Annotated in this window: 22 protein-coding genes; 8 read left to right on the top strand and 14 right to left on the bottom strand. The window is 56.2% G+C overall.

Annotated features, from left to right (window positions below; all coding sequences use genetic code 11):
* The first annotated feature begins 215 nt into the window (after nt 1-215).
* The gene (gene gltS / locus ACDO57_RS20360) at nt 216-1,418 is read left to right on the top strand and encodes a sodium/glutamate symporter (protein WP_024906646.1); all 1,203 of its coding nucleotides are present in this window, start codon (nt 216-218) and stop codon (nt 1,416-1,418) included.
* A 1-nt stretch (nt 1,419) separates the two neighbouring features.
* On the opposite strand, the gene recG is transcribed toward gltS, so the two are convergent.
* From recG to gmk, 5 genes are read right to left on the bottom strand one after another with little or no spacing between them, the layout of a single operon-like run.
* Nucleotides 1,420-3,501: an ATP-dependent DNA helicase RecG gene (gene recG / locus ACDO57_RS20365; RefSeq protein WP_148770320.1), complete on the bottom strand. Its 2,082-nt coding sequence runs from the start codon at nt 3,499-3,501 to the stop codon at nt 1,420-1,422.
* 3 nt (nt 3,502-3,504) lie between these two features.
* Complete coding sequence (trmH, locus tag ACDO57_RS20370) at nt 3,505-4,194, bottom strand: tRNA (guanosine(18)-2'-O)-methyltransferase TrmH (RefSeq protein ID WP_024906644.1); 690 nt, start codon at nt 4,192-4,194, stop codon at nt 3,505-3,507.
* Between the two features lie 4 nt (nt 4,195-4,198).
* Nucleotides 4,199-6,313 carry a bifunctional GTP diphosphokinase/guanosine-3',5'-bis pyrophosphate 3'-pyrophosphohydrolase gene (spoT, locus tag ACDO57_RS20375; RefSeq protein WP_024906643.1) on the bottom strand — a complete coding sequence of 705 codons (2,115 nt, stop codon included), beginning with the start codon at nt 6,311-6,313 and terminating at the stop codon, nt 4,199-4,201.
* A gap of 19 nt (nt 6,314-6,332) precedes the next feature.
* On the bottom strand, nt 6,333-6,608 hold the full coding sequence (rpoZ, locus tag ACDO57_RS20380) for a DNA-directed RNA polymerase subunit omega (RefSeq protein WP_000135058.1): 276 nt from the start codon (nt 6,606-6,608) through the stop codon (nt 6,333-6,335).
* A gap of 54 nt (nt 6,609-6,662) precedes the next feature.
* Complete coding sequence (gene gmk / locus ACDO57_RS20385) at nt 6,663-7,286, bottom strand: guanylate kinase (protein ID WP_008502674.1); 624 nt, start codon at nt 7,284-7,286, stop codon at nt 6,663-6,665.
* A gap of 251 nt (nt 7,287-7,537) precedes the next feature.
* On the opposite strand from gmk, the gene ligB reads away from it, so the two are divergent.
* On the top strand, nt 7,538-9,208 hold the full coding sequence (ligB, locus tag ACDO57_RS20390) for an NAD-dependent DNA ligase LigB (RefSeq protein WP_370884518.1): 1,671 nt from the start codon (nt 7,538-7,540) through the stop codon (nt 9,206-9,208).
* A 2-nt stretch (nt 9,209-9,210) separates the two neighbouring features.
* Here ligB and ACDO57_RS20395 read toward each other — a convergent pair whose 3' ends face one another.
* Both ACDO57_RS20395 and ACDO57_RS20400 read right to left on the bottom strand, forming a co-directional pair.
* Nucleotides 9,211-9,828, bottom strand: coding sequence for a trimeric intracellular cation channel family protein (locus ACDO57_RS20395; protein ID WP_023334014.1), 618 nt, complete (start codon nt 9,826-9,828; stop codon nt 9,211-9,213).
* A gap of 204 nt (nt 9,829-10,032) precedes the next feature.
* Entirely contained in the window at nt 10,033-10,896 is an 864-nt protein-coding gene (locus ACDO57_RS20400) for a YicC/YloC family endoribonuclease (protein ID WP_032650708.1), read from the bottom strand.
* Between the two features lie 125 nt (nt 10,897-11,021).
* Between ACDO57_RS20400 and rph the strand changes: the two genes are divergently transcribed.
* Nucleotides 11,022-11,738: a ribonuclease PH gene (gene rph / locus ACDO57_RS20405; protein WP_024906632.1), complete on the top strand. Its 717-nt coding sequence runs from the start codon at nt 11,022-11,024 to the stop codon at nt 11,736-11,738.
* A gap of 67 nt (nt 11,739-11,805) precedes the next feature.
* Nucleotides 11,806-12,447: an orotate phosphoribosyltransferase gene (gene pyrE, locus ACDO57_RS20410; RefSeq protein ID WP_024906631.1), complete on the top strand. Its 642-nt coding sequence runs from the start codon at nt 11,806-11,808 to the stop codon at nt 12,445-12,447.
* 83 nt (nt 12,448-12,530) lie between these two features.
* Here pyrE and slmA read toward each other — a convergent pair whose 3' ends face one another.
* The 3 genes from slmA to coaBC form a co-directional block, all read right to left on the bottom strand.
* Nucleotides 12,531-13,127, bottom strand: coding sequence for a nucleoid occlusion factor SlmA (slmA, locus tag ACDO57_RS20415; RefSeq protein WP_024906630.1), 597 nt, complete (start codon nt 13,125-13,127; stop codon nt 12,531-12,533).
* Between the two features lie 120 nt (nt 13,128-13,247).
* Nucleotides 13,248-13,706: a dUTP diphosphatase gene (gene dut / locus ACDO57_RS20420; RefSeq protein ID WP_008502691.1), complete on the bottom strand. Its 459-nt coding sequence runs from the start codon at nt 13,704-13,706 to the stop codon at nt 13,248-13,250.
* Entirely contained in the window at nt 13,684-14,895 is a 1,212-nt protein-coding gene (coaBC, locus tag ACDO57_RS20425; protein WP_370884546.1) for a bifunctional phosphopantothenoylcysteine decarboxylase/phosphopantothenate--cysteine ligase CoaBC, read from the bottom strand. Before coaBC ends, dut begins: the two co-directional genes overlap by 23 nt.
* 172 nt (nt 14,896-15,067) lie before the next feature.
* Between coaBC and radC the strand changes: the two genes are divergently transcribed.
* The 4 genes from radC (at nt 15,068) to mutM (ending at nt 17,263) form a co-directional block, all read left to right on the top strand.
* Complete coding sequence (gene radC, locus ACDO57_RS20430; RefSeq protein WP_024906628.1) at nt 15,068-15,736, top strand: DNA repair protein RadC; 669 nt, start codon at nt 15,068-15,070, stop codon at nt 15,734-15,736.
* 218 nt (nt 15,737-15,954) lie between these two features.
* Complete coding sequence (gene rpmB, locus ACDO57_RS20435; protein ID WP_002436699.1) at nt 15,955-16,191, top strand: 50S ribosomal protein L28; 237 nt, start codon at nt 15,955-15,957, stop codon at nt 16,189-16,191.
* 22 nt (nt 16,192-16,213) lie between these two features.
* Nucleotides 16,214-16,381, top strand: coding sequence for a 50S ribosomal protein L33 (gene rpmG / locus ACDO57_RS20440; protein ID WP_003024094.1), 168 nt, complete (start codon nt 16,214-16,216; stop codon nt 16,379-16,381).
* A gap of 72 nt (nt 16,382-16,453) precedes the next feature.
* Complete coding sequence (mutM, locus tag ACDO57_RS20445; RefSeq protein ID WP_370884519.1) at nt 16,454-17,263, top strand: bifunctional DNA-formamidopyrimidine glycosylase/DNA-(apurinic or apyrimidinic site) lyase; 810 nt, start codon at nt 16,454-16,456, stop codon at nt 17,261-17,263.
* 2 nt (nt 17,264-17,265) lie between these two features.
* Here mutM and coaD read toward each other — a convergent pair whose 3' ends face one another.
* The 4 genes from coaD to ACDO57_RS20465 form a co-directional block, all read right to left on the bottom strand.
* Nucleotides 17,266-17,745: a pantetheine-phosphate adenylyltransferase gene (coaD, locus tag ACDO57_RS20450; protein ID WP_024906627.1), complete on the bottom strand. Its 480-nt coding sequence runs from the start codon at nt 17,743-17,745 to the stop codon at nt 17,266-17,268.
* A gap of 3 nt (nt 17,746-17,748) precedes the next feature.
* A complete protein-coding gene (locus tag ACDO57_RS20455; RefSeq protein WP_370884520.1) occupies nt 17,749-18,519 on the bottom strand; it encodes a glycosyltransferase family 2 protein in 771 nt (256 codons plus the stop codon).
* Nucleotides 18,519-19,793 (bottom strand): lipid IV(A) 3-deoxy-D-manno-octulosonic acid transferase, encoded by a 1,275-nt coding sequence (gene waaA / locus ACDO57_RS20460; protein ID WP_024906625.1) that lies wholly within the window; start codon nt 19,791-19,793, stop codon nt 18,519-18,521. Before waaA ends, ACDO57_RS20455 begins: the two co-directional genes overlap by 1 nt.
* 66 nt (nt 19,794-19,859) lie before the next feature.
* Nucleotides 19,860-20,843: a glycosyltransferase gene (locus tag ACDO57_RS20465; RefSeq protein WP_024906624.1), complete on the bottom strand. Its 984-nt coding sequence runs from the start codon at nt 20,841-20,843 to the stop codon at nt 19,860-19,862.
* Between the last annotated feature and the right edge of the window lie 136 nt (nt 20,844-20,979).

The raw sequence follows: 20,979 nt of genomic DNA on the forward strand, positions 1-20,979 counted from the left end.
CCACGGTGGAAAAGCGGGCATTTTATCTGACCACCTGGTAAAAGCAAACGATTGCCAGCAAAAAAAGGGAAGAAAATCTGCCGCTGTGAGCAGGTTTTCTACAACGTATCGGGAAAAAAAATTACACTTTTTCGCGCCGGGAGCTCATGAAGAGCGCAAACCGGCCCAGGATAACGCCGCGTGTGTATGGAACACGCGCAAAACAGGAGCCTTCTATGATTCATCTCGATACGTTGTCGACCCTTGTTGCCGCAACGCTGGTCTTACTGCTTGGTCGTAAGCTGGTACATAGCGTTCCCCTTCTGAAGAAATACACCATTCCTGAACCTGTCGCCGGTGGTCTGCTGGTGGCGCTGGCCCTGCTGGTGCTGAAAAAAAGCATGGGCTGGGAAATCGATTTTGATATGTCCCTGAAAGACCCGCTGATGCTGGCCTTCTTTGCCACCATCGGCCTGAATGCCAACCTGGCGAGCCTGCGGGCGGGCGGTAAGGTGCTCGGTGTATTTTTGATTGTGGTGGTGGGGCTGCTGCTGATGCAAAACGCCATTGGTATCGGGATGGCGTCGCTGCTGGGACTGGATCCGCTGATGGGGCTGCTGGCGGGGTCGATTACCCTGTCAGGCGGCCACGGTACCGGGGCCGCGTGGAGCAAGCTGTTTATCGAGCGCTACGGGTTTGAAAACGCGACGGAAGTGGCGATGGCCTGCGCGACCTTTGGTCTGGTGCTGGGTGGCCTGATTGGCGGCCCGGTGGCGCGCTATCTGGTGAAGCACTCCACCACGCCGGACGGCAGGCCGGACGATGAGCTGGTGCCGACCGCGTTTGAAAAGCCTGACGTCGGGCGCAGCATTACCTCGCTGGTGCTGATTGAAACCATCGCGACGATCGCCATCTGCCTGACCGTGGGCAAAGTGGTTGCGCAATGGCTGGCGGGCTCAGCGTTTGAACTGCCGACGTTTGTCTGCGTGCTGTTTATCGGGGTGATCCTGAGCAACGGCCTGGCGCTGATGGGCTTCTACCGCGTGTTTGAACGGGCGGTATCGGTGCTCGGCAACGTCTGCCTGTCACTGTTCCTGGCGATGGCGCTGATGAGCCTCAAGCTGTGGGAGCTGGCCTCGCTGGCGCTGCCGATGGTGGCGATTCTGGCGGTACAGGCGCTGTTTATGGCGCTGTATGCCATGTTCGTGACCTGGCGCATGATGGGTAAAAACTACGATGCGGCGGTGCTGGCGGCGGGTCACTGCGGGTTTGGTCTGGGGGCTACCCCAACGGCTATCGCCAACATGCAGGCGATCACCGAACGCTTCGGGCCTTCGCACATGGCGTTTCTGGTGGTCCCAATGGTCGGGGCGTTCTTTATTGATATCGTCAACGCGCTGGTGATTAAGCTGTACCTGATGCTGCCGATGTTTGCCTGAATCAGGCGTTGGAATAGCGTTCGGTTTCCGGCATCCAGCGCTCAATTAACGCTGCCGCCTGTTCGGGGTAGCGTTCATGAATATGGCGTGCCAGGCGCTGAACCTCGGGGATCATGGCCTGATCGCGCAGCAAATCCGCCACTTTGAATTCCGCGTTCCCCGTCTGACGCGTGCCCAGCAGCTCGCCAGGGCCGCGGATCTCCAGGTCTTTTTGCGCAATCACAAAACCGTCGTTGCTGTCGCGCAGCACCTGCAACCGCATCTGGGCTGTTTTTGAGAGCGGGGCTTTGTAGAGCAGGACGCAGTGGGACGCTACCGCGCCACGGCCAACGCGCCCGCGCAGCTGGTGGAGTTGGGCAAGGCCCAGGCGCTCCGGGTTTTCGATAATCATCAGGCTGGAGTTCGGGACGTCCACACCCACTTCAATGACCGTCGTGGCGACCAGCAAATGCAGCTCGCCCTGCTTAAACGACTGCATCACCGCCTGTTTTTCGGCAGGCTTCATGCGTCCATGAACCAGGCCCACGTTCAGCTCCGGCAGTGCCAGCTTAAGCTCTTCCCACGTGGCTTCGGCAGCCTGCGCTTCCAGCAGTTCCGACTCTTCAATCAGCGTACAGACCCAGTAGGCCTGGCGCCCTTCGTGGGTGCAGGCGTTGCGCACGCGGTCAATGATATCGCTGCGGCGCGTGTCAGGAATGGCGACCGTTGTGACCGGCGTACGGCCCGGGGGCAGTTCGTCGATGGTGGAGGTATCCAGATCGGCGTAGGCCGTCATCGCCAGGGTGCGCGGGATCGGCGTAGCGGTCATGATCAGCTGATGCGGGTGGAAGCCCTGCTGCAGGCCTTTCTCCCATAATGCCAGACGCTGGTGCACGCCGAAGCGGTGCTGCTCGTCGATAATCACCAGCGCAAGGCCGTTAAACTGCACCTGCTCCTGGAAGATGGCGTGCGTGCCGACAATCATCTGCACCTGCCCGCTGGCAATAGCCTCCTGTTGCGCAAGGCGCGCTTTGCCTTTTTGCTTCCCGGCAAGCCAGCCCACTTCAATCCCCAGCGGCGCAAACCAGGCGCGGAAATTATTGGCGTGCTGCTCGGCCAGCAGCTCGGTCGGCGCCATGAGCGCCACCTGTTTACCGTGGGCGATCGCGCGCAGGGCCGCCAGGGCGGCGACCAGCGTTTTACCGGACCCCACGTCGCCCTGCACCAGGCGCATCATCGGCACGTCGAGCGCCATATCGCGTTCGATTTCGGCGGTGACGCGCGCCTGTGCGCCGGTGGGCTTAAACGGCAAGGAGGCCAGCAGCTTATCTTTGAGCTCATCACGCGGGCTTAATGGCTGGGCATGGAAACGCTGCGCGCCTGCGCGGAGCGCCAGCATGCTCAGGTTATGGGCCAGTAATTCCTCAAGGATAAGACGCCGTTGGGCGGGGTGTTTGCCGCTTTCTAAGTCGCTGAGCTGCAGCGTTGGCGGCGGGCGGTGCAGGGTGCGCAGCGCCTCGGGCAGGCTCATCATACCCTGCGCCAGCTCGGGCGGCAGCAGCTCGGTAATGGCGCAGGTATCCAGCAGCTCCAGCGCCTGATCGGTGAGCTTACGCAGCGTCGCCTGCTTGATGCCTTCCGTCGTCGGGTAAACCGGGGTGAGCGTCTCCTGCAGCTCCGGCGTGCTGAGATCGCCCTGCACGCGGTACTCCGGGTGGATCATCTCTGCGCCGTATTTCCCGCGTTTGGCTTCGCCATAGGCCAGCACCCTTCGGCCCGTCGCCAGGCTGTTTTTCATCGCCGCGCTGAAGTTGAAAAAACGCATGGTGAGAATGCCGGTGCCGTCGCTGATCTGGCAGGTCATCATCCGGCGTCCGCCGAAGGTGATGTTGCAGTTCAGGACTTCGCCTTCAACGGTGGCGTAAATGGCGGGAAGGAGATCGCCAATCTTATAGAGCTGGGTGCGGTCTTCGTAACGCAGGGGGAGGTGAAGCAGGAGATCCTGAACGGTGTGCAGGCCAATTTTTGCCAGCTTATTGCTTTGCGCCGCGCCCACGCCCGTCAGGCTGTTGAGCGGGATGGCATCCAGCAGGCGGCCTTTCATCGCTTACCCGGCGTACTGCATGGTGGCCCACCACTCGGCATCGGCTTCAATTTCGCCCTGCGCGTTGACGTGGGGGTAAGGCAATTTTTTCTGCTTCGCAACGCGAGCCAGCACCGGATAGCCACCTTCAAACAGCAGGCGCTGCTGTTCCTCTTCCGGCAGCATGCTGTTGCTGCGCTCGTACATCCCGGCGTTCTGACGCTGGCGCTGCGCTTCATACAGAATGAGCGCGGACGCCACGGAGACGTTAAGAGACTGGACCATGCCGATCATCGGAATGATGATGTCCCGATCCGCCAGATCCAGCGCTTCCTGGGTGATCCCGGTTTTCTCCTGACCCATCAAAATGCAGGTCGGGCGGGTGTAGTCGATCTCGCGGAAATCTACGGCTTTAGCGGACAGGTTAGTGGCCAGGATCTGCATCCCGCGCCCTTTCAGGTGCGATACGGCTTCGCCAATGGTGTGATGATTTTTGACAGATACCCAGCTGTTGCTGCCTGCCGCCGCCGAGACCGTATTGCGCATACGGCCATCCGGCCAGACGGCGTGCACTTCATGCACACCGACGGCATCTGCGGTACGAACGATAGCAGAGACGTTATGAGGTTTATGCACCTGCTCCATGCAGACCGTCAGGTCAGGCTGACGCCTGGCGAGCATTTCGCAGATACGTGCATAACGTTGTGAATTCATAAACCTAGTTTCGGTTTCGGGTGACTTTAATCACGTCCGGCATGACGCGGATCTTGCGCATAATATTCGCCAGATGCACACGGTCGCGAGCGGTCAGACGAATAAAGGCGCTATACACGCGGCCATCTTTCTCTTCCGTATTCAGGCTCTGAATATTGGAAGAGGCCGTGTTGATCGCTGCCGTCAGGTTCGCCAGGGCACCCTGGTGGTTGAACATATCCACCTTAATTTCGGTGATAAATTCCTGCGCGGTCTCTTTATCCCACTCGACCGCCATAAACTTCTCGGCTTCTTTCTGATAGCCGCGAATGTTACGACAGGATTCGTGGTGGATAACCAGCCCTTTGCCCGGGCTGACGTGCGCAATAATCGGATCGCCAGGAATTGGACGACAGCATTTTGCGAAGGTGATCAGCACGCCGTCCGCGCCTTTAATCGGCAGGTGTCCGTGGCTTTGAGTGGTTGCCGGCACCGCTGTCGTGTCGCCTTGCTGCAGATTCTTCGCCACCACCACGCTCATGGCGTTGCCGAGGCCAATCTCTGCCAGCAAGTCGTCAAGCGACGTAAGCTTCATGCGCTCCAGCTCACGCTGGACGTTCTCCTGCGGAATTTCAGCCAGCTTACGGCTGCCGCCCAACGCGTGGTTGAGCAGACGACGCCCCAGGCTGACGGAATCATCACGCTTGAGGTTTTTCAGCAACTGACGAATTTTGGCGCGTGCTTTGGAGCTCACGACAAAGTTCAGCCAGGCCGCGTTAGGACGTGCACCCGGCGCGGTAATAATTTCTACCGTCTGGCCGCTGGAGAGCGGCTGAGACAGTGGATAAGGTTGTCTGTCGACGCGCGCGCCGACGCAGGCATGCCCGATATCGGTATGCACGGCGTAAGCGAAGTCGACTGGCGTTGCGCCCGCAGGCAGTTCGACAATGCGACCTTCTGGGGTGAAAACGTAAATCTCATCCGGGAAGAGATCGGATTTAACGCTCTCGATAAATTCAAACGAGCTGCCCGCACTCTGCTGAAGCTCCAGCAGGCTCTGCATCCAGCGCTGGGCGCGGATTTGTGCGGTCGTGCTGCTTTCGCCACCGTGCTCTTTATACGCCCAGTGTGCGGCAACCCCCATCTCTGCCATCTGGTCCATGTCTTCGGTGCGGATCTGCACCTCAACAGGCACACCGTGCGGACCAATCATCGAGGTGTGCAAAGATTGATAGCCGTTCGCTTTTGGAATGGCGATGTAATCTTTCATGCGACCCGGACGCGGTTTGTAGAGGCTGTGCATCTGCCCCAGCACGCGATAACAGGTGTCCGAGTCATGGACAATGACGCGGAAGGCGTAGATATCCATGATCGAGTGAAAACGCTGCTCTTTGAGCACCATTTTGCAGTAGATGGAGTACAGGTGTTTCTCGCGACCGCTGACGCGGCACGGGATCCCCGCTTCCTGTAAGCGCCCTTCGATTTCAGAGAGGATCTTTTGAATCATCTCTTTACGGTTACCGCGTGCGGCTTTCACCACCTCTTTAATCACGCGATAGCGGTTCGGGTACAACGCTTCAAAACCCAGCTCTTCCAGCTCGGTTTTAATGTGATGAATACCTAAACGGTGCGCCAGCGGACTGTAGATTTCGAGGGTTTCACGGGCAATGCGGCGACGTTTATCCGGGCGAAGTGAGCCCAGCGTGCGCATGTTGTGGGTACGGTCAGCGAGTTTGATGAGAATGACGCGGATATCCTGCACCATCGCCATAATCATCTTGCGGAAGTTTTCGGCTTGCGCCTCTTTCTTGTCGCGGAAATTCAGCTTATCAAGCTTAGAGACCCCTTCCACCAGTTCGGCAACGCTTTTGCCAAACAGCTGTTCCATGTCCTGGTAAGTGGCAGGGGTATCTTCGATCACGTCGTGCAGTAGAGCGGCCATCAGCGTTTCGTAGTCGAGTTTCATCTCGGCCAGAATACAGGCCACCGCTACCGGGTGCGTGATATAGGGTTCACCGCTTGAACGTGTCTGGCCCTCGTGAGCGTCACGTGCAACGAGATACGCCTGCTGAAGACGCTTAATCTGGTCTTCAGGCAGGTAGGTTTGAATCAGTTGATTCAGGCTTTCAAACAGATACAAGGGCGACCCGCAGGTTTAATTAACGACGACCTTCAGCAATAGCGGTTACGGCCTGCAGTTCTGCGGCTTCCTGCTCTTGCTGCTCCTGGCGCTCACGCACGTCGAGGATCTGGTTGTTGATCAGACCTTCTTCGATTTCGCGAAGTGCAATAACGGTGGTTTTATCGTTTTCTTCCGGTACCAGCGGATCTTTACCGCCTACCTGCATCTGACGAGCGCGACGCGCGGCGACCAGCACCAGGTCAAAACGGTTACCAATTTTCTCTACAGCGTCCTGAACAGTTACGCGTGCCATACTTAAAATGCTCCACAGGTGAAGAAATGACTGGGCATGATACTGAAAGTGGGTTCAGTCTGCCAACAGTTTGGTGATTAATGCGTCATGTCGCTGCTTCTGGCGGCTCATACGCAGACGTTCTGCACGAAGAATGGTTTTGAGATCGCTCAATGCGGCATCAAAATCATCATTCACAATAAGGTAATCATATTCCGCGTAATGGCTCATTTCTGCAACAGCCTGTTCCATACGCTTTGCGATCACTTCTTCGCTGTCCTGACCGCGGCCACGCAGACGGCGATCCAGCTCATCTTTCGATGGCGGTAAAATAAAGATACTGCGCGAGTCAGGCATTTTCTTGCGAATTTGCTGTGCGCCCTGCCAGTCGATATCCAGGAACACATTCACGCCCGTGGCCAGAACCTGCTCAATGGTTTCACGCGAAGTACCGTAGTAATTACCAAATACTTCAGCGTGTTCAAGAAACGCGTCTCTGCCGATCATCGCTCTGAATTCGTCGTGATCCACAAAGAAATAGTGTTCACCGTGCACTTCACCCGGACGCGGCTGGCGCGTGGTGTGAGAAACAGAAACCTGTGTGTCGTACAACGGTTGGGTTTTTAACAGTGCCTGAATAAGGCTGGATTTACCCGCGCCACTAGGGGCAGAAACAATATAAAGCGTGCCTTGAGCCATGAGAGTCTTTTGTATGTGTTAACGAAGAAGTCCTACATACGGGCTTATTATACACGTCACCGCCGTGTGACGTAGCCTTTGTCACACTTTTTCCCCTCGATTATTGAATTTTGCGTGCCGTTTTCAGGTTTTATCTGTGGTTTTCAGCAACCAAAAGAAATACTGGATAGCGTCTCGCAATGCGAAACGTTGCCGTTAGCGTTGTTTCAGGCATCCGGGTATACCTCCTGCAACGCAAAGGAGGGGTAGCGATGTGGCGATGGATAAGCGGGTTAATGCTGTTGTGGTGCGGTTATGGCGCGGCGATGTGTCCGGTGTGGTCGCAGGCAAAAGCAGAGAAAGAGATGGCGTCGTTAAGCGCGCAAATCAAACGCTGGGATGAGGCTTACTGGAAGCAGGGCGTGAGCGAGATCAACGACGAGGTTTACGACCAGCTTCACGGGCGTTTAACGCAGTGGCAGCGCTGTTTTGGCAGTGAGCCTTCAGAAGAGAAACTCCCCGCGCTGACGGGGAGCGTAAAACATCCTGTTGCCCACACGGGCGTGCATAAGGTGGCCAGCAAAGAGGAACTGAGACAGTGGATGCGTGCCCGACAGCATCTGTGGCTGCAGCCGAAAGTTGACGGTGTGGCGGTGACGCTGGTCTATCGTGACGGGAAGTTAACCCAGGCCATCAGTCGCGGTGATGGCCTGAAAGGGGAAGACTGGACCGGGAAGGTGCGCTTAGTCCCGTCTGTTCCGCAAAAGCTCACCGGCAAGCTGGCGAACAGCGTCTTACAGGGCGAGCTTTTCTGGTTGCGCGACAACCACATTCAGCAGCAGATGGGCGGAATGAACGCTCGTGCAAAGGTGGCGGGGGCGATGATGCGGCAAAAGGATAACTCGCTATTGAGCAAGATCGGCGTATTCATCTGGGCCTGGCCGGACGGACCGAAAGATATGCAGACCTCTTTAGCTGAACTGTCTCAGGCTGGTTTTACGCTGTCGGCACGGTATACGCTTCCCGCCGAATCTGTTGATGGCGTCGAGAAACAGCGCGCGACCTGGCACGCGACCGCATTACCCTTTGCCACGGATGGCATTGTGGTGCGTTCGGAGGATGAACCCGCGGGCGAAGATTGGTTACCGGGAGAAGGCAACTGGGTTGTTGCGTGGAAATATGCGCCTACAGCCCAGGTTGCTGAGGTGAGTCATATTCATTTTTCCGTGGGGCGAACGGGCAAAATTTCCGTTGTAGCAACGCTGGAACCCGTGCAACTGGATGATAAACAGGTGCAGCGGGTGAGCCTGGGCTCGGTTGGGCGCTGGCAGAGACTGGATATTGCCCCGGGAGATCAGATACAGATCAGCCTGGCCGGGCAGGGTATCCCCCGGTTTGATAAAGTGCTCTGGCGCGGGACGGACAGACATAAACCAGAGCCTCCGGCCTCGCGTTATCATGCGCTTAGTTGTTTCTATGCTTCGCCGGAGTGTATGGAGCAGTTCTTTGCCCGGCTGACCTGGCTCAGTTCAAAGCAGGTGCTTGATATTGAAGGATTAGGCGAGTCAGGCTGGCGTACCCTCTGGCAGGCACATCATTTTGAACATCTCTTTTCATGGCTGTTATTAACTCAGGCGCAGTTGCAGTCAACACCGGGGTTTTCCTCAGCACGCGGGCTGGCGCTCTGGCACCGATTTAATCTGGTGCGCGAGAAGCCGTTTATCCGCTGGCTCATGGCATTGGGTGTGCCAATGACGCAGGCTTCGCTGAAGGCGATGGGAGACATATCGTGGCAGAAGATGAGCGGGCGTAACGCAAAGGACTGGCAGGCCCTGCCGGGAACGGGAGAGGAAAAAGCGCGACAAATCGTTAACTGGATGCTCGCGCCTCAGATTGATGTGCTGGCGAAATGGCTCGCTGAACAGCACATCAACGGGTTCTGAAACTAGTGTGCGCTGTGTTTGTAATGAAAAACGGGCAGCCCGAGCTTCAGGCGCAGCGCCAGCATGCGGGCCGTAAAGCCAAACAGTAGCGTCGAGATGACCACCACATCATGGTTAGAAACGTAATGCTGCAGGGCGATATAAAGCACCGCTGCCGCAAAGGAGATGCCGGCATACAGTTCTTTTTGAAAGACCAGAGGAATGCGCTTGCAGAACATATCGCGCAGCACACCGCCGAATACGCCCGTGACCACGGCGGCAATGGTGGCGATAACCGGTCCTTCCCCCATATCGAGCGCGATTTGCGCACCGATGATCGAAAAGACGATCAGCCCCAGCGCATCAAGCACCAGGAACAGGCGGCGAAGATGGGGCATAACGGGCGCCACGATGGTGGTTAACACGGCAGCAGTCGCCACAATAATCACGTATTCAGGGTGTTTAACCCAGCCGAGCGGGTAATGGCCAAGCAGGATATCGCGCACGGAACCACCGCCAAGCGCGGTCGCGGTAGCAATAATGATTACGCCGAAGGTGTCCATACGGCGACGTCCGGCGGCAAGCGCGCCGGTCATGGCTTCTGCGGTGATGCCAATGAGATAAAGGATGTGAAGCAGCATAGACCCTCCGGTGTGAACGCGGGGAGGTTAGCGATTTGTGCGCAAGATCACGATTGAGATTTTCTAAGGCGAGTCAGGTTGCCCTAAAAAATTTTATTAATTTATCTTGAGCAGGCTTGATGATAGGCGGTAAAACGTAAAAACGGATGTTGATATGGATTAGAAATAATAATGGGTGGTGCCGTCGACACCACCCGAAAGGCATTACTCGATGTTCTGAATCTGCTCGCGCATTTGCTCAATCAGCACTTTCAACTCAATCGCTGAATTCGTCACGTCAGCATTGATCGACTTAGACGCCAGGGTGTTCGACTCACGGTTGAACTCCTGCATCATAAAGTCCAGACGGCGGCCCACCGCTTCCTTCTTCTTCAGAATGTTGTAGGTCTCTTTAACGTGCGCTTCCAGACGGTCCAGCTCTTCAGCGACATCGATACGCTGCGCCATCAGCACCAGCTCTTGTTCCAGACGGGTGTTTTCCAGCTGAACTTCCGCTTCTTCCAGTTTGGCGACAAGGCGTTCGCGCTGCCACTGCAGCACTTCCGGCATATGGGCGCGGACTTTCGCCACTTCGGTGCTCACACCTTCAAGACGCTGCTCAATCATCGCTTTCAGCGCCTGACCTTCGGTTTCACGAGCAACGATAAAGTCGTCGAGCGTGCCGTCGAGGGCTGCCAGGATTTCAGCGGCAATGGCATCCAGATCCTGCTCACCGGCGGCCATGACGCCAGGCCAGCGCAGAATATCAACCGGATTGATTTCACCTTCATCGCTCTGCATTTTGACCCAGTTCGCCGCATTCACGAGCTGTTTCGCCAGTTTTTCGTTGAGGATCAACTCGCCCTGTGCGCTGGCATCAGGCTCAAAGCGCAGGTTACATTCCACTTTACCGCGCGTCAGACGCGTACGAATACGCTCGCGTACAACAGGCTCAAGGCTGCGGAATTGCTCCGGCATACGGAAATACGTTTCCAGGTAACGCTGGTTTACCGAGCGCATTTCCCATGTGGCGCTACCCCAGCTACCCTTGATTTCACGCCGGGCGTAGGCGGTCATACTGCGGATCATAGACATTCCCGTTTTTAAAGGAGAGATGGGGGGATTATAGCTTTCGGGGGCTTCTCAGGATAGGAATAAGCGTCCTTTATCCGTATAATGCGCAGCCACATTCGTTTCAAGCCGGAGAATCCATCATGCGTCCATCAGGTCGTAGCGCCAACCAGGTGCGTCCCGTCATCCTGACCCGTAACTATACAAAACACGCTGAAGGCTCCGTGCTGGTTGAGTTTGGTGACACTAAAGTGCTGTGCACTGCCTCCATCGAAGAAGGTGTTCCGCGCTTCCTGAAAGGTCAGGGTCAGGGCTGGATCACCGCAGAATACGGCATGCTGCCGCGTGCGACCCATACCCGTAATGCCCGTGAAGCGGCAAAGGGGAAGCAGGGCGGTCGTACCATGGAGATTCAGCGTCTGATCGCGCGCGCGCTTCGCGCCGCCGTTGACCTGAAAATCCTCGGCGAATTCACCATCACTCTCGATTGCGACGTGATTCAGGCAGACGGCGGTACGCGTACCGCATCCATTACCGGTGCCTGCGTGGCGCTGGCGGACGCTCTGAACAAGCTGGTTGCGGCCGGTAAGCTCAAAACCAACCCAATGAAAGGCATGGTTGCGGCGGTTTCAGTCGGTATCGTTAACGGCGAAGCGCTTTGCGATCTGGAATACGTTGAAGATTCCGCAGCCGAAACCGACATGAACGTGGTGATGACCGAAGACGGTCGCATCATTGAAGTACAGGGTACGGCGGAAGGCGAGCCGTTCACTCACGAAGAACTTCTCTCTCTGCTGGCGTTGGCCCGAGGGGGAATCGAATCTATTGTAACGACGCAGAAAGCGGCGTTAGAAAATTGATTTTAAAGGCGACCAATGAGTCGCCTTTTTTTTGCCTGTAAGACAGAAAAACCAAAGGAGCAAATCCATGAAATCGTATCAGCGCCAGTTTATTGAGTTTGCGCTCAACAAGCAGGTACTCAAGTTTGGCGAATTTACGCTGAAATCCGGGCGTAAGAGTCCCTATTTCTTCAACGCCGGGCTGTTTAATACCGGGCGCGATCTGGCATTGTTAGGCCGTTTCTATGCCGAAGCGCTGGTGGATTCCGGGATTGATTTTGACCTGCTGTTTGGCCCGGCCTATAAAGGCATTCCGATTGCGACCACCACCGCGGTGGCGCTGGCGGAACACCATGACCGTGACGTGCCGTACTGCTTTAACCGCAAAGAGGCTAAAACCCACGGTGAAGGCGGGAATCTGGTTGGCAGCCCGCTGCAGGGCCGCGTGATGCTGGTGGACGACGTGATCACCGCGGGTACGGCGATCCGCGAATCAATGGAGATCATTCAGGCCAACGGTGCGACGCTTGCTGGCGTGCTGATTTCTCTGGATCGTCAGGAACGTGGTCGCGGGGAAATTTCCGCTATTCAGGAAGTCGAGCGCGATTACAGCTGCAAAGTGACGTCGATTATCACTCTGAAAGACCTGATTGCGTATCTGGAAGAGAAGCCTGAGATGGCGGACCATCTGGCGGCGGTACGTGCGTACCGGGAAGCGTTCGGGGTGTAGTTAAATTGCCCGGTGGCGCTACGCTTACCGGACCTGCGCATTTCGTAGGCCCGATAAGGCGAAGCCGCCACCCGGCAACGGTGTTACTGCAACTGAGCAGCCACTAACGGCCAGCGGGCGTCAAAATCGTCCGTTGGACAGTATTTGAACTCGCTGCGCACAAAGCGAGAGAGCATCCCTTCACAAAACGCCAGAATCTGGCTCGCCAGCAGCGTTTCATCAATGCTGTATCCTTCGCCTTCACGCATTTTCTTTTCGCGCAGTACCTGGCGCAGCTGAGCTTCAATGCGTTCGAAAAGCTGGTTAATGCGGCCCTGCAGTCTGTCCTGCTCAAACATCAACGCATGGCCGGTGAGGATACGAGTTAAGCCCGGATTGCGTTCACCGAAGCCCAGTATTAACAGCACAATCAGACGCAGACGCGCGGTGGTGTCTTTTTCGTCTTTCAGAATCAGGTTGATGCGCGTGATCAGGCTGTCTTCAATAAACTCGATCAGGCTGTCGAACATCCGGGTCTTGCTCGGAAAATGACGGTACAGCGCCGCCTCAGACACGCCCACAGAGGCGGCCAGTTTAGCGGTGGTGATGCGTTGACTGCCATCGCTGGATTCAAGCATCAGAGCCAGAGATTGAAGTATTTCTTCGCGACGATTCCTTTTCGCGGTTTGTTTTTCTGCCATGTTACAAAATACCCCTGAAAATAAGCACTTGCCAGGCTGGCATCCACACAGCGACCGCAAACGGGCGTTTGCGGTTTGTTATTGCATTATGACGCTGTGAGATACGTGTCTGTCGGGCCGTTATTTGCGCCCGGAATGGCCGAAGCCGCCTTCGCCGCGGTCGGTGGCGTCAAAGTCTGCCACCAGGTTAAATTCTGCCTGTACCACCGGTACAAAGACCATCTGTGCGATACGCTCACCCGGTTCAATGGTGAAGCTGTCCTGACCACGGTTCCAGACGGAGACCATCAGCTGACCCTGGTAGTCGGAGTCGATCAGGCCGACCAGGTTCCCCAGCACAACGCCGTGCTTATGGCCCAGGCCAGAACGCGGCAGGATCACCGCCGCCAGCGACGGGTCAGCAATGTGAATGGCCAGGCCAGTTGGAACCAGGGTAGTGGCACCCGGAGCCAGTTCTACGGCGTCATCGAGACAGGCGCGCAGGTCAAGACCGGCAGAGCCGGAGGTGGCATAGGTTGGCAGCGGGAATTGCTCGCCAACACGCGGGTCCAGAATCTTAACGTCGATTTTTTTCATCATAACGGGTAACGATCTCGTCGAGTAATTGTTGGCCCAGGAGTTCCTTGCGCTCAAGCGGTAAGACTTTATCTCCATCCTGCCAGAAAAGGTGCAGTGCGTTGCTGTCGCTGTTAAATCCTTGTGTGGCCAGCGATACGTCGTTCGCGCAAATCAAATCGAGGTTTTTGCGGGTACGTTTTTGCCGGGCATATTCTTCCACATTATTCGTTTCTGCGGCAAACCCAACAACGTATGGACGGTGGTTTTTTAGTGCGGCGACACCGGCAACAATGTCCGGGTTTTTTACCATTTTTAGTGTTAATTCATCGCCTTGCTTTTTAATTTTAGCCTCGGCGATCGTCTCGGCACGATAGTCTGCGACGGCCGCACAGCCGATAAAAATCTGCTGGCTTTGCGCATGAGCCTGTACGGCGGCTTCCATCTCCAGCGCGGTAGTAACGTCAATTCGCTTCACAAACGCAGGGGTAGGCAGCGAGACCGGGCCGCTCACCAGCGTGACGTTCGCGCCACGCTTCGCAGCGGCGGCGGCAATCGCAAAGCCCATTTTACCGGAGCTGTGGTTGGTGATGTAGCGCACCGGATCCAGCGGCTCGCGCGTGGGGCCCGCGGTAATCATGATGTTGAGATGTTGCAGATCGTTGACAGGCGAAAAATGGGCTGCGGCCATATCAACAATCGTCAGCGGGTCAAGCATGCGACCCGGGCCAACATCGCCGCAGGCCTGGCTGCCGCTGTCCGGACCCCAGATAAGCAGGCCGCGTGAGGCCAGCGTCTCCAGATTGTGCTGGGTGGCCGCGTTACGGTACATCTGCTGGTTCATGGCAGGAACGACGGCAACAGGGGCAGGCGTGGCCAGACAAATGGTAGAGACCAGATCGTTTGCCATACCGGCCGCCACCCGGGCGATTAAATCAGCCGTGGCGGGGGCAAGGATAACCAGGTCAGCCCATTTACCCAGCTCAATATGGCCCATCGCGGCTTCGGCGGCCGGATCGAGCAGGCTGTCAGATACCGGGTATCCTGAAACGGCCTGCAGGCTCAGGGGAGTGATAAAGGCTTTACCGCCTTCGGTTATCGCGACCCGCACATCTGCCCCGCGCTCGCGCAGACGACGCACCAGCTCTGGCGCTTTGTAGGCAGCAATGCCGCCGCTCACGCCAAGAACGATTTTTTTACCGGCCAGGCTCATCATGATTCTTTCCTGTTGGGTTTCACCAGAGAGCAGGCATTTTATCACAATCCCCAAAGCGGGGTGATTTTGTCCTTCGACCACTTTGCGAGGCGCTACGCAAGAACGCAACGTGGCCGTCGAGCGCCGGATTGGCGTGTGGCAGCATGCGGCTAAAAAAGGGAGAAAGAGCATGGAAGAAGAGGATGAGCAGCTGCTGCCGCGTGAAAAACTGCTGCGCTACGACGTCACCTTGTTAAAAGATGACGAACTGCTGGCGCTCTTTTTACGTACCGGAACGCCCGGAAAAACGGTATTTACGCTGGCAAAAGAGCTAATAGCACGTTTCGGTTCGCTGTACGGTTTACTGACCGCCGATCTGGCGCAGTTTACGCACGTTGAGGGGATCGGCGTGGCGAAATATGCCCAGCTGCGGGCCATTGCCGAACTTGCCCGTCGTTTTTACAATGTCCGCATGGAGAAGGACGATCCGATCCTGACGCCCGCGATGACGCGCGAATTCCTGCAAAGCCAGTTAACCGATATTGAACGCGAGATCTTTATGGTGATCTTTGTTGATAACAGAAATCGGGTGCTGAAACATAGCTGTCTCTTTGCGGGCACGTTGAGCCACGTTGAGGTGCATCCGCGTGAAATTGTGCGGGAAGCGATAAAAGTGAATGCAGCGGGCGTGATCCTCGCGCATAATCACCCCTCTGGCTGTGCAGAACCGAGCAGAGCGGACAAAGAAATCACCGAACGCATTATCAAATGCTGTCAATTCATGGACATTCGTGTGCTGGACCATCTGATAATTGGCCGCGGTGAGTACATTTCTTTCGCAGAACATGGCTGGATTTAGGCTATTTCTCGCGATCCATCGGGATCTTTGTCTGTTCGGGACTTGAGCACACCGCCGAGTCAGCGTATACTACGCCACCTTTGAGAATCTCGGGTTTGGCATTTGGGCCTGGCAATCGAGAGTTCACTTAGAACTATGCGATGACCGGGCTGTAAAGCCTGACGAGGCGCCGATACCCCATACGAAGCTCGAGCTAATTTGATTTTTGGAGAATAGACATGTCCCGAGTCTGCCAAGTTACTGGCAAGCGTCCGGTGACCGGTAACAACCGTTCCCACGCACTGAACGCGACTAAACGCCGTTTCCTGCCGAACCTGCACTCTCACCGTTTCTGGGTTGAGAGCGAGAAGCGTTTTGTCACCCTGCGCGTATCTGCTAAAGGTATGCGTGTAATCGATAAGAAAGGCATCGATACAGTTCTGTCCGAACTGCGTGCCCGTGGCGAAAAGTACTAAGTACTTAAAGAGGAAATAAATCATGGCTAAAGGTATTCGCGAGAAAATCAAGCTGGTTTCTTCTGCTGGTACAGGTCACTTCTACACCACCACGAAGAACAAACGTACTAAGCCGGAAAAACTGGAACTGAAAAAGTTCGATCCAGTTGTACGCCAGCACGTACTGTACAAAGAAGCTAAAATCAAATAATTTTAGTCTCCTTGTATCGAAAAACCCCGCAACTGCGGGGTTTTTTGCATTCTGTATCTCAACGGAGGAACCATGCCTGAATTACCTGAGGTAGAAACCAGCCGTCGCGGCATTGAGCCCCATCTGGTCGGCGCGAAGATTCTTCACGCGGTGGTCCGCAATGGACGTCTGCGCTGGCCGGTGTCCGATGAGATCCATGCCCTGAGCGATCAACCCGTCCTTAGCGTGCAGCGTCGCGCGAAATATCTGCTGCTGGAGCTGCCCGACGGCTGGATTATTATCCACCTGGGGATGTCCGGGAGCCTGCGCATCCTTACCGAAGAACTGCCTGCTGAAAAGCACGACCACGTCGATCTGGTGATGAGCAACGGCAAAGTGCTCCGTTACACCGACCCACGGCGCTTTGGCGCGTGGCTGTGGACGAAGGAGCTGGAAGGACATAACGTGCTGGCGCATCTGGGCCCGGAGCCGCTTTCAGACGCGTTTAACGCGGAATATCTCAAGGCGAAGTGCGCGAAGAAGAAAAGCCCGATTAAGCCCTGGCTAATGGATAACAAGCTGGTGGTCGGCGTTGGGAATATTTATGCCAGCGAATCGCTGTTTGCGGCCGGGATCCATCCAGATCGGCTGGCCTCTTCGCTGTCGGCGGAGGATTGTGAGCTGCTGGTCCGGGTAATTAAAGCCGTATTACTTCGCTCAATTGAGCAGGGCGGGACAACGTTGAAGGACTTCCTGCAGAGTGACGGCAAGCCGGGCTATTTTGCCCAGGAGCTTCAGGTGTATGGCCGTAAGGGCGAACCGTGCAGAGTCTGCGGCACGCCAGTTATTGCCACGAAGCACGCCCAGCGCGCCACGTTCTACTGCCGTCAGTGCCAGAAATAGGGTTACTTTAGCTTTTCCATCAACGCCTGGTGGACGTTAACCGGCAGGAAATGGGTAACGTCCCCGTGATGACGCGCCACCTCTTTCACTAGCGTGGACGAGATAAACGACCACTCTTTAGAGGGCATCAGGAACACGCTCTCCAGCTCCGGCATCAGGTGGCGGTTCATGTGCGCCAGCTGCATCTCATACTCGAAGTCTGCCACCGCGCGTAAACCACGGATCAGAATATTCGCCTGCTGGGCGCGGGCGAAGTTTGCCATCAGGTCGCTAAACCCGACCACCTCAACGTTCGGCAGGTGCGAAATGGCATCGGTGGCAAGCTGCACGCGCTCGTTGAGGTCAAACATCGGCTTTTTGCTGGGGCTGGCGGCTATGGCCAGGATCACCTTGTCGAACATGCATGCCGCACGGGTGATGATATCAAGATGACCGTTGGTGATCGGATCGAAGGTACCCGGATAAATCGCTTTTGTGCTCATGGCTCACGTTTTCTCTGAGTAGCCGCGGCAGAGCGCCCACAGCTCGGTGTATTTGTTGAAAGTATACTGGGCATTCACTACCGCGAGTAACCAGCCCTGCTTACCGTCCAGTACGCCGCCGCGCAGCAGCAGCGTTTTCAGGAACGCGCCCAGCGTGTGGGTAAAGATACCCGTCAGCGAGGCCTTCTTGCCGCGCTGGTGATGCTCCTGCGCCCATGCGGTGGCATAGTTGAGCTGTTTACGCTGGAAGCTGGCGAAATCGCGGCAGGTCAGGTGCAGCAAATCGCCCGTCAGGGGGATTATCCGGGCGTTGTCGCAGGCCAGTGATTCATGGACGAGATTGTCGTTGTACTGATAGCGCTCGCGCTCGTAGAGGCGCGTCACGCGGTCAGGATACCAGCCGCTGTGGCGCATAAAACGGCCAAGGAAGTAGTTGCGGCGGGCAATGCTGTATACGGCGCCAGGCTGGGGCGAGGAAAGTACCGCCTGAATGGCCTGCTGAAGTTCTGGCGTAATGCGCTCGTCAGTATCGAGCATCAGGACATACTCACCGGTGGCATACCCCTGCGCGCGCTGGCGCTGGATGCCATAGCCTTGCCAGTCAGCGTCGACAAAGACTTTTGCACCCGCTGCCCGGGCAACGTCCACCGTGTTGTCCGTACTTCCGGAGTCAAGAATGACTATCTCGTCAGCCCAGGCAACGGAGGCCAGGCAGTCCGGAAGCAGGTCGGCGGCGTTTTTGGCGATCATCACGACCGACAGACGCGTTGACATTAATGGCTCCGCTGGGGCAGGTAAGGTTGCAGAAGCTGCAGCAGACGGGTCAGGGCGCCCTGGTTCTGGTGCAGCACTTCGACCGCATGGCGCCCGTACCACAGGCGATAATCTTCGTCAGTCAGAAGGGTCGATACCTCTTTGACTACTGAATCTGCATCGGTCACGGTAATTAAACCATCGGCCTGCTGTAATTTCGCGCAGATATCTTTAAAGTTAAACGTGTGCGGCCCCATCAGCACCGGAATGGCGTGGGCTGCTGGCTCCAGCGGGTTATGTCCGCCACGCTCGACCAGGCTGCCGCCGACAAACGCGAGGTCAGCAATGCCGTACAGCAGCATCAGCTCGCCCATCGTATCGCCAATCACCACCTGGGTGCTGCCAGACGGGATCTCACCGCTGCTGCGCAACGTGAAGCTGAAACCGCCTTTCTGCACCATTTCACGGGCATCTTTGAAACGCTCCGGATGGCGGGGCACGAGGATCAGCAGTAAATCAGGGAAGCTTTCCAGCAGCTTGCGGTGAGCCTGCAGGATGATCTCTTCTTCACCGTCATGGGTACTGGTCGCAATCCAGACCTGACGACGCGGGGCCCACTGGCGACGCAGCGTGATCGCACGGGCAGCGAGCTCAGGGGTAACAGAAATATCGAACTTCAGGCTGCCCGTCACCGCGAGCTGGTTGCGTTTGAGGCCCAGAGAGACAAAGCGTGCCGCATCTTCTTCATTCTGCGCGGCGATCAGCGTGATCTTGCTCAGCAGGCGGCGCATAAATTTACCCAGCTTGCCGTAGCCTTTCGCCGAGCGCTCTGACAGGCGCGCGTTGGCAATCACCAGCGGAATTTTACGGGCATGCAGGGCGGAAATCATGTTCGGCCACAGTTCGGTTTCCATCACAATCACCAGCTTCGGGCGCACGGTGTTGAGGAAACGATTCATGGCGCAGGGCAGATCGTAAGGGAGATAGACGTGATGGACGTCTTTGCCAAAAGCGGATAACGCGCGCTCCGAGCCGGTTGGCGTCATCGTCGTGACGGTAATTGGCAGCGACGGGTAGCGGTGACGCAGGGCGCGAACCAGCGGGATTGCCGCCAGTGTTTCACCGACAGAAACGGAATGCAGCAAAATACCGTCCGGAGCGACTTTATTGCGGCAGAAGCCATAGCGTTCAGCCCAGCGTTTACGATACGCAGGCGCTTTACGGCTACGAAGCAACAGCCTCAGCCACACCAGTGGCTGAATGATGTAGAGCAGAGCGGTATACAACAATTCCAAGCGATTATCCGTTTTTTTAGTTTCGGCGGGCAAATTCTAAGCATTTAAGCCAGGTAAAGCTATCTCTTATGCCAGATACCGTTTCAAACGGAAATAACGGCGACCCAGCCGCCAGTGCTGGCGCAGTCCACGGGCATTTTTCCAGATGAGTGCCCAGATACCGCGGTCGAACAGTTCACGGATGATTTCGCGTTTTTTGCTGAGATCGCCGATGTTGTTAATAGCGTGCAGAATGCCCAGCCCCTCTTTTGCAATTTGCCACCTGCAGGCCGGCACCCGGCGCACGGCCTCCGGGTAGCGCTGGTTGATAACATCCAGCATTTCCAGGATTTTCATGTAGTGACGGGCGTTACGCATACGCGTGTCATCCGTTCCTGGCGTGTGCGAGACGGAGGCGGAATGAATCAGGTAGTCGTAGAACGTTTCGTCAGTGTACTGCACGCGTTTTGCAGTAAGCAGCACTTCAGTGGTCCACGGGATATCCTGATGACGCAGACCATGCTCAAAGGTGAAACCCTGCTCTTTAATAAATGCGTGGCGATAAATATTCAGCCAGGTAACGTGCAGGAATTTACGCGACGCCAGCGCGCGCTGTAGCCACGTTGGGCCATCCAGCACGTCTGTAGATTGCAGTTTGTCGGACGGGAAGATTTTCTTCGACGGCCTGCCGTCATCGTAGATATACGTGCCGTTGCAGGTAGCCACATCGAGATTGTTATTTTTGGCCATTTCAAGCAGTCGCGGATACATGCCCGGATAAATGACATCGTCGATATCCGGGAACGCGACGTACTCGCCTGTCGCTTGCGCCAGACCCGTATTACGGGCCGCCGAGACGCCCTGGTTCGCCTGGTCAATGACCTTGTAGAACGGGAATTCTCCGGCGTACTGCGCAATGATGGCCGAGGAGTTGTCGCTTGACCCGTCGTTCACAACGACCAGTTCCAGACTGTCCAGATGTTGAGCTTTGATACTGTCGAAAAATGCGCTGAGGAATTTTTCACCGTTATAGACGGCGACTACAAGGCTCAATAAAGGTGTGTCGGACATGCTTTCTCCGTTGTGTTCAGGGCAGGCCACCCAATATGGTGATACCATTCGTGCTGTATTATATCTGGTGGATACTAAAAACATATGCCTGGAGGGACAAAGATCCTGCCAGGCGGCAAATTAGCGTCACGCGGAC

Origin of the sequence: Enterobacter cloacae complex sp. 2015409, from assembly GCF_041365315.1 — a bacterium.
GTDB classification, from domain to species: Bacteria; Pseudomonadota; Gammaproteobacteria; order Enterobacterales; family Enterobacteriaceae; genus Enterobacter; species Enterobacter pseudoroggenkampii.

What these genes read in the sequence shown, in the direction of transcription:
- pyrE (WP_024906631.1), top strand. Translation starts at nt 11,806, where the DNA reads ATGAAATCGTATCAGCGCCAGTTTATTGAGTTTGCGCTCAACAAGCAG.
- recG (WP_148770320.1), bottom strand. Translation starts at nt 3,501, where the DNA reads ATGAAAGGCCGCCTGCTGGATGCCATCCCGCTCAACAGCCTGACGGGC.
- gmk (WP_008502674.1), bottom strand. Translation starts at nt 7,286, where the DNA reads ATGGCTCAAGGCACGCTTTATATTGTTTCTGCCCCTAGTGGCGCGGGT.
- slmA (WP_024906630.1), bottom strand. Translation starts at nt 13,127, where the DNA reads ATGGCAGAAAAACAAACCGCGAAAAGGAATCGTCGCGAAGAAATACTT.
- trmH (WP_024906644.1), bottom strand. Translation starts at nt 4,194, where the DNA reads ATGAATTCACAACGTTATGCACGTATCTGCGAAATGCTCGCCAGGCGT.
- ACDO57_RS20395 (WP_023334014.1), bottom strand. Translation starts at nt 9,828, where the DNA reads ATGCTGCTTCACATCCTTTATCTCATTGGCATCACCGCAGAAGCCATG.
- rpmB (WP_002436699.1), top strand. Translation starts at nt 15,955, where the DNA reads ATGTCCCGAGTCTGCCAAGTTACTGGCAAGCGTCCGGTGACCGGTAAC.
- mutM (WP_370884519.1), top strand. Translation starts at nt 16,454, where the DNA reads ATGCCTGAATTACCTGAGGTAGAAACCAGCCGTCGCGGCATTGAGCCC.
- ligB (WP_370884518.1), top strand. Translation starts at nt 7,538, where the DNA reads ATGTGGCGATGGATAAGCGGGTTAATGCTGTTGTGGTGCGGTTATGGC.
- rpoZ (WP_000135058.1), bottom strand. Translation starts at nt 6,608, where the DNA reads ATGGCACGCGTAACTGTTCAGGACGCTGTAGAGAAAATTGGTAACCGT.
- rph (WP_024906632.1), top strand. Translation starts at nt 11,022, where the DNA reads ATGCGTCCATCAGGTCGTAGCGCCAACCAGGTGCGTCCCGTCATCCTG.
- ACDO57_RS20400 (WP_032650708.1), bottom strand. Translation starts at nt 10,896, where the DNA reads ATGATCCGCAGTATGACCGCCTACGCCCGGCGTGAAATCAAGGGTAGC.
- rpmG (WP_003024094.1), top strand. Translation starts at nt 16,214, where the DNA reads ATGGCTAAAGGTATTCGCGAGAAAATCAAGCTGGTTTCTTCTGCTGGT.
- dut (WP_008502691.1), bottom strand. Translation starts at nt 13,706, where the DNA reads ATGATGAAAAAAATCGACGTTAAGATTCTGGACCCGCGTGTTGGCGAG.
- coaBC (WP_370884546.1), bottom strand. Translation starts at nt 14,895, where the DNA reads ATGAGCCTGGCCGGTAAAAAAATCGTTCTTGGCGTGAGCGGCGGCATT.
- radC (WP_024906628.1), top strand. Translation starts at nt 15,068, where the DNA reads ATGGAAGAAGAGGATGAGCAGCTGCTGCCGCGTGAAAAACTGCTGCGC.
- ACDO57_RS20465 (WP_024906624.1), bottom strand. Translation starts at nt 20,843, where the DNA reads ATGTCCGACACACCTTTATTGAGCCTTGTAGTCGCCGTCTATAACGGT.
- gltS (WP_024906646.1), top strand. Translation starts at nt 216, where the DNA reads ATGATTCATCTCGATACGTTGTCGACCCTTGTTGCCGCAACGCTGGTC.
- ACDO57_RS20455 (WP_370884520.1), bottom strand. Translation starts at nt 18,519, where the DNA reads ATGTCAACGCGTCTGTCGGTCGTGATGATCGCCAAAAACGCCGCCGAC.
- coaD (WP_024906627.1), bottom strand. Translation starts at nt 17,745, where the DNA reads ATGAGCACAAAAGCGATTTATCCGGGTACCTTCGATCCGATCACCAAC.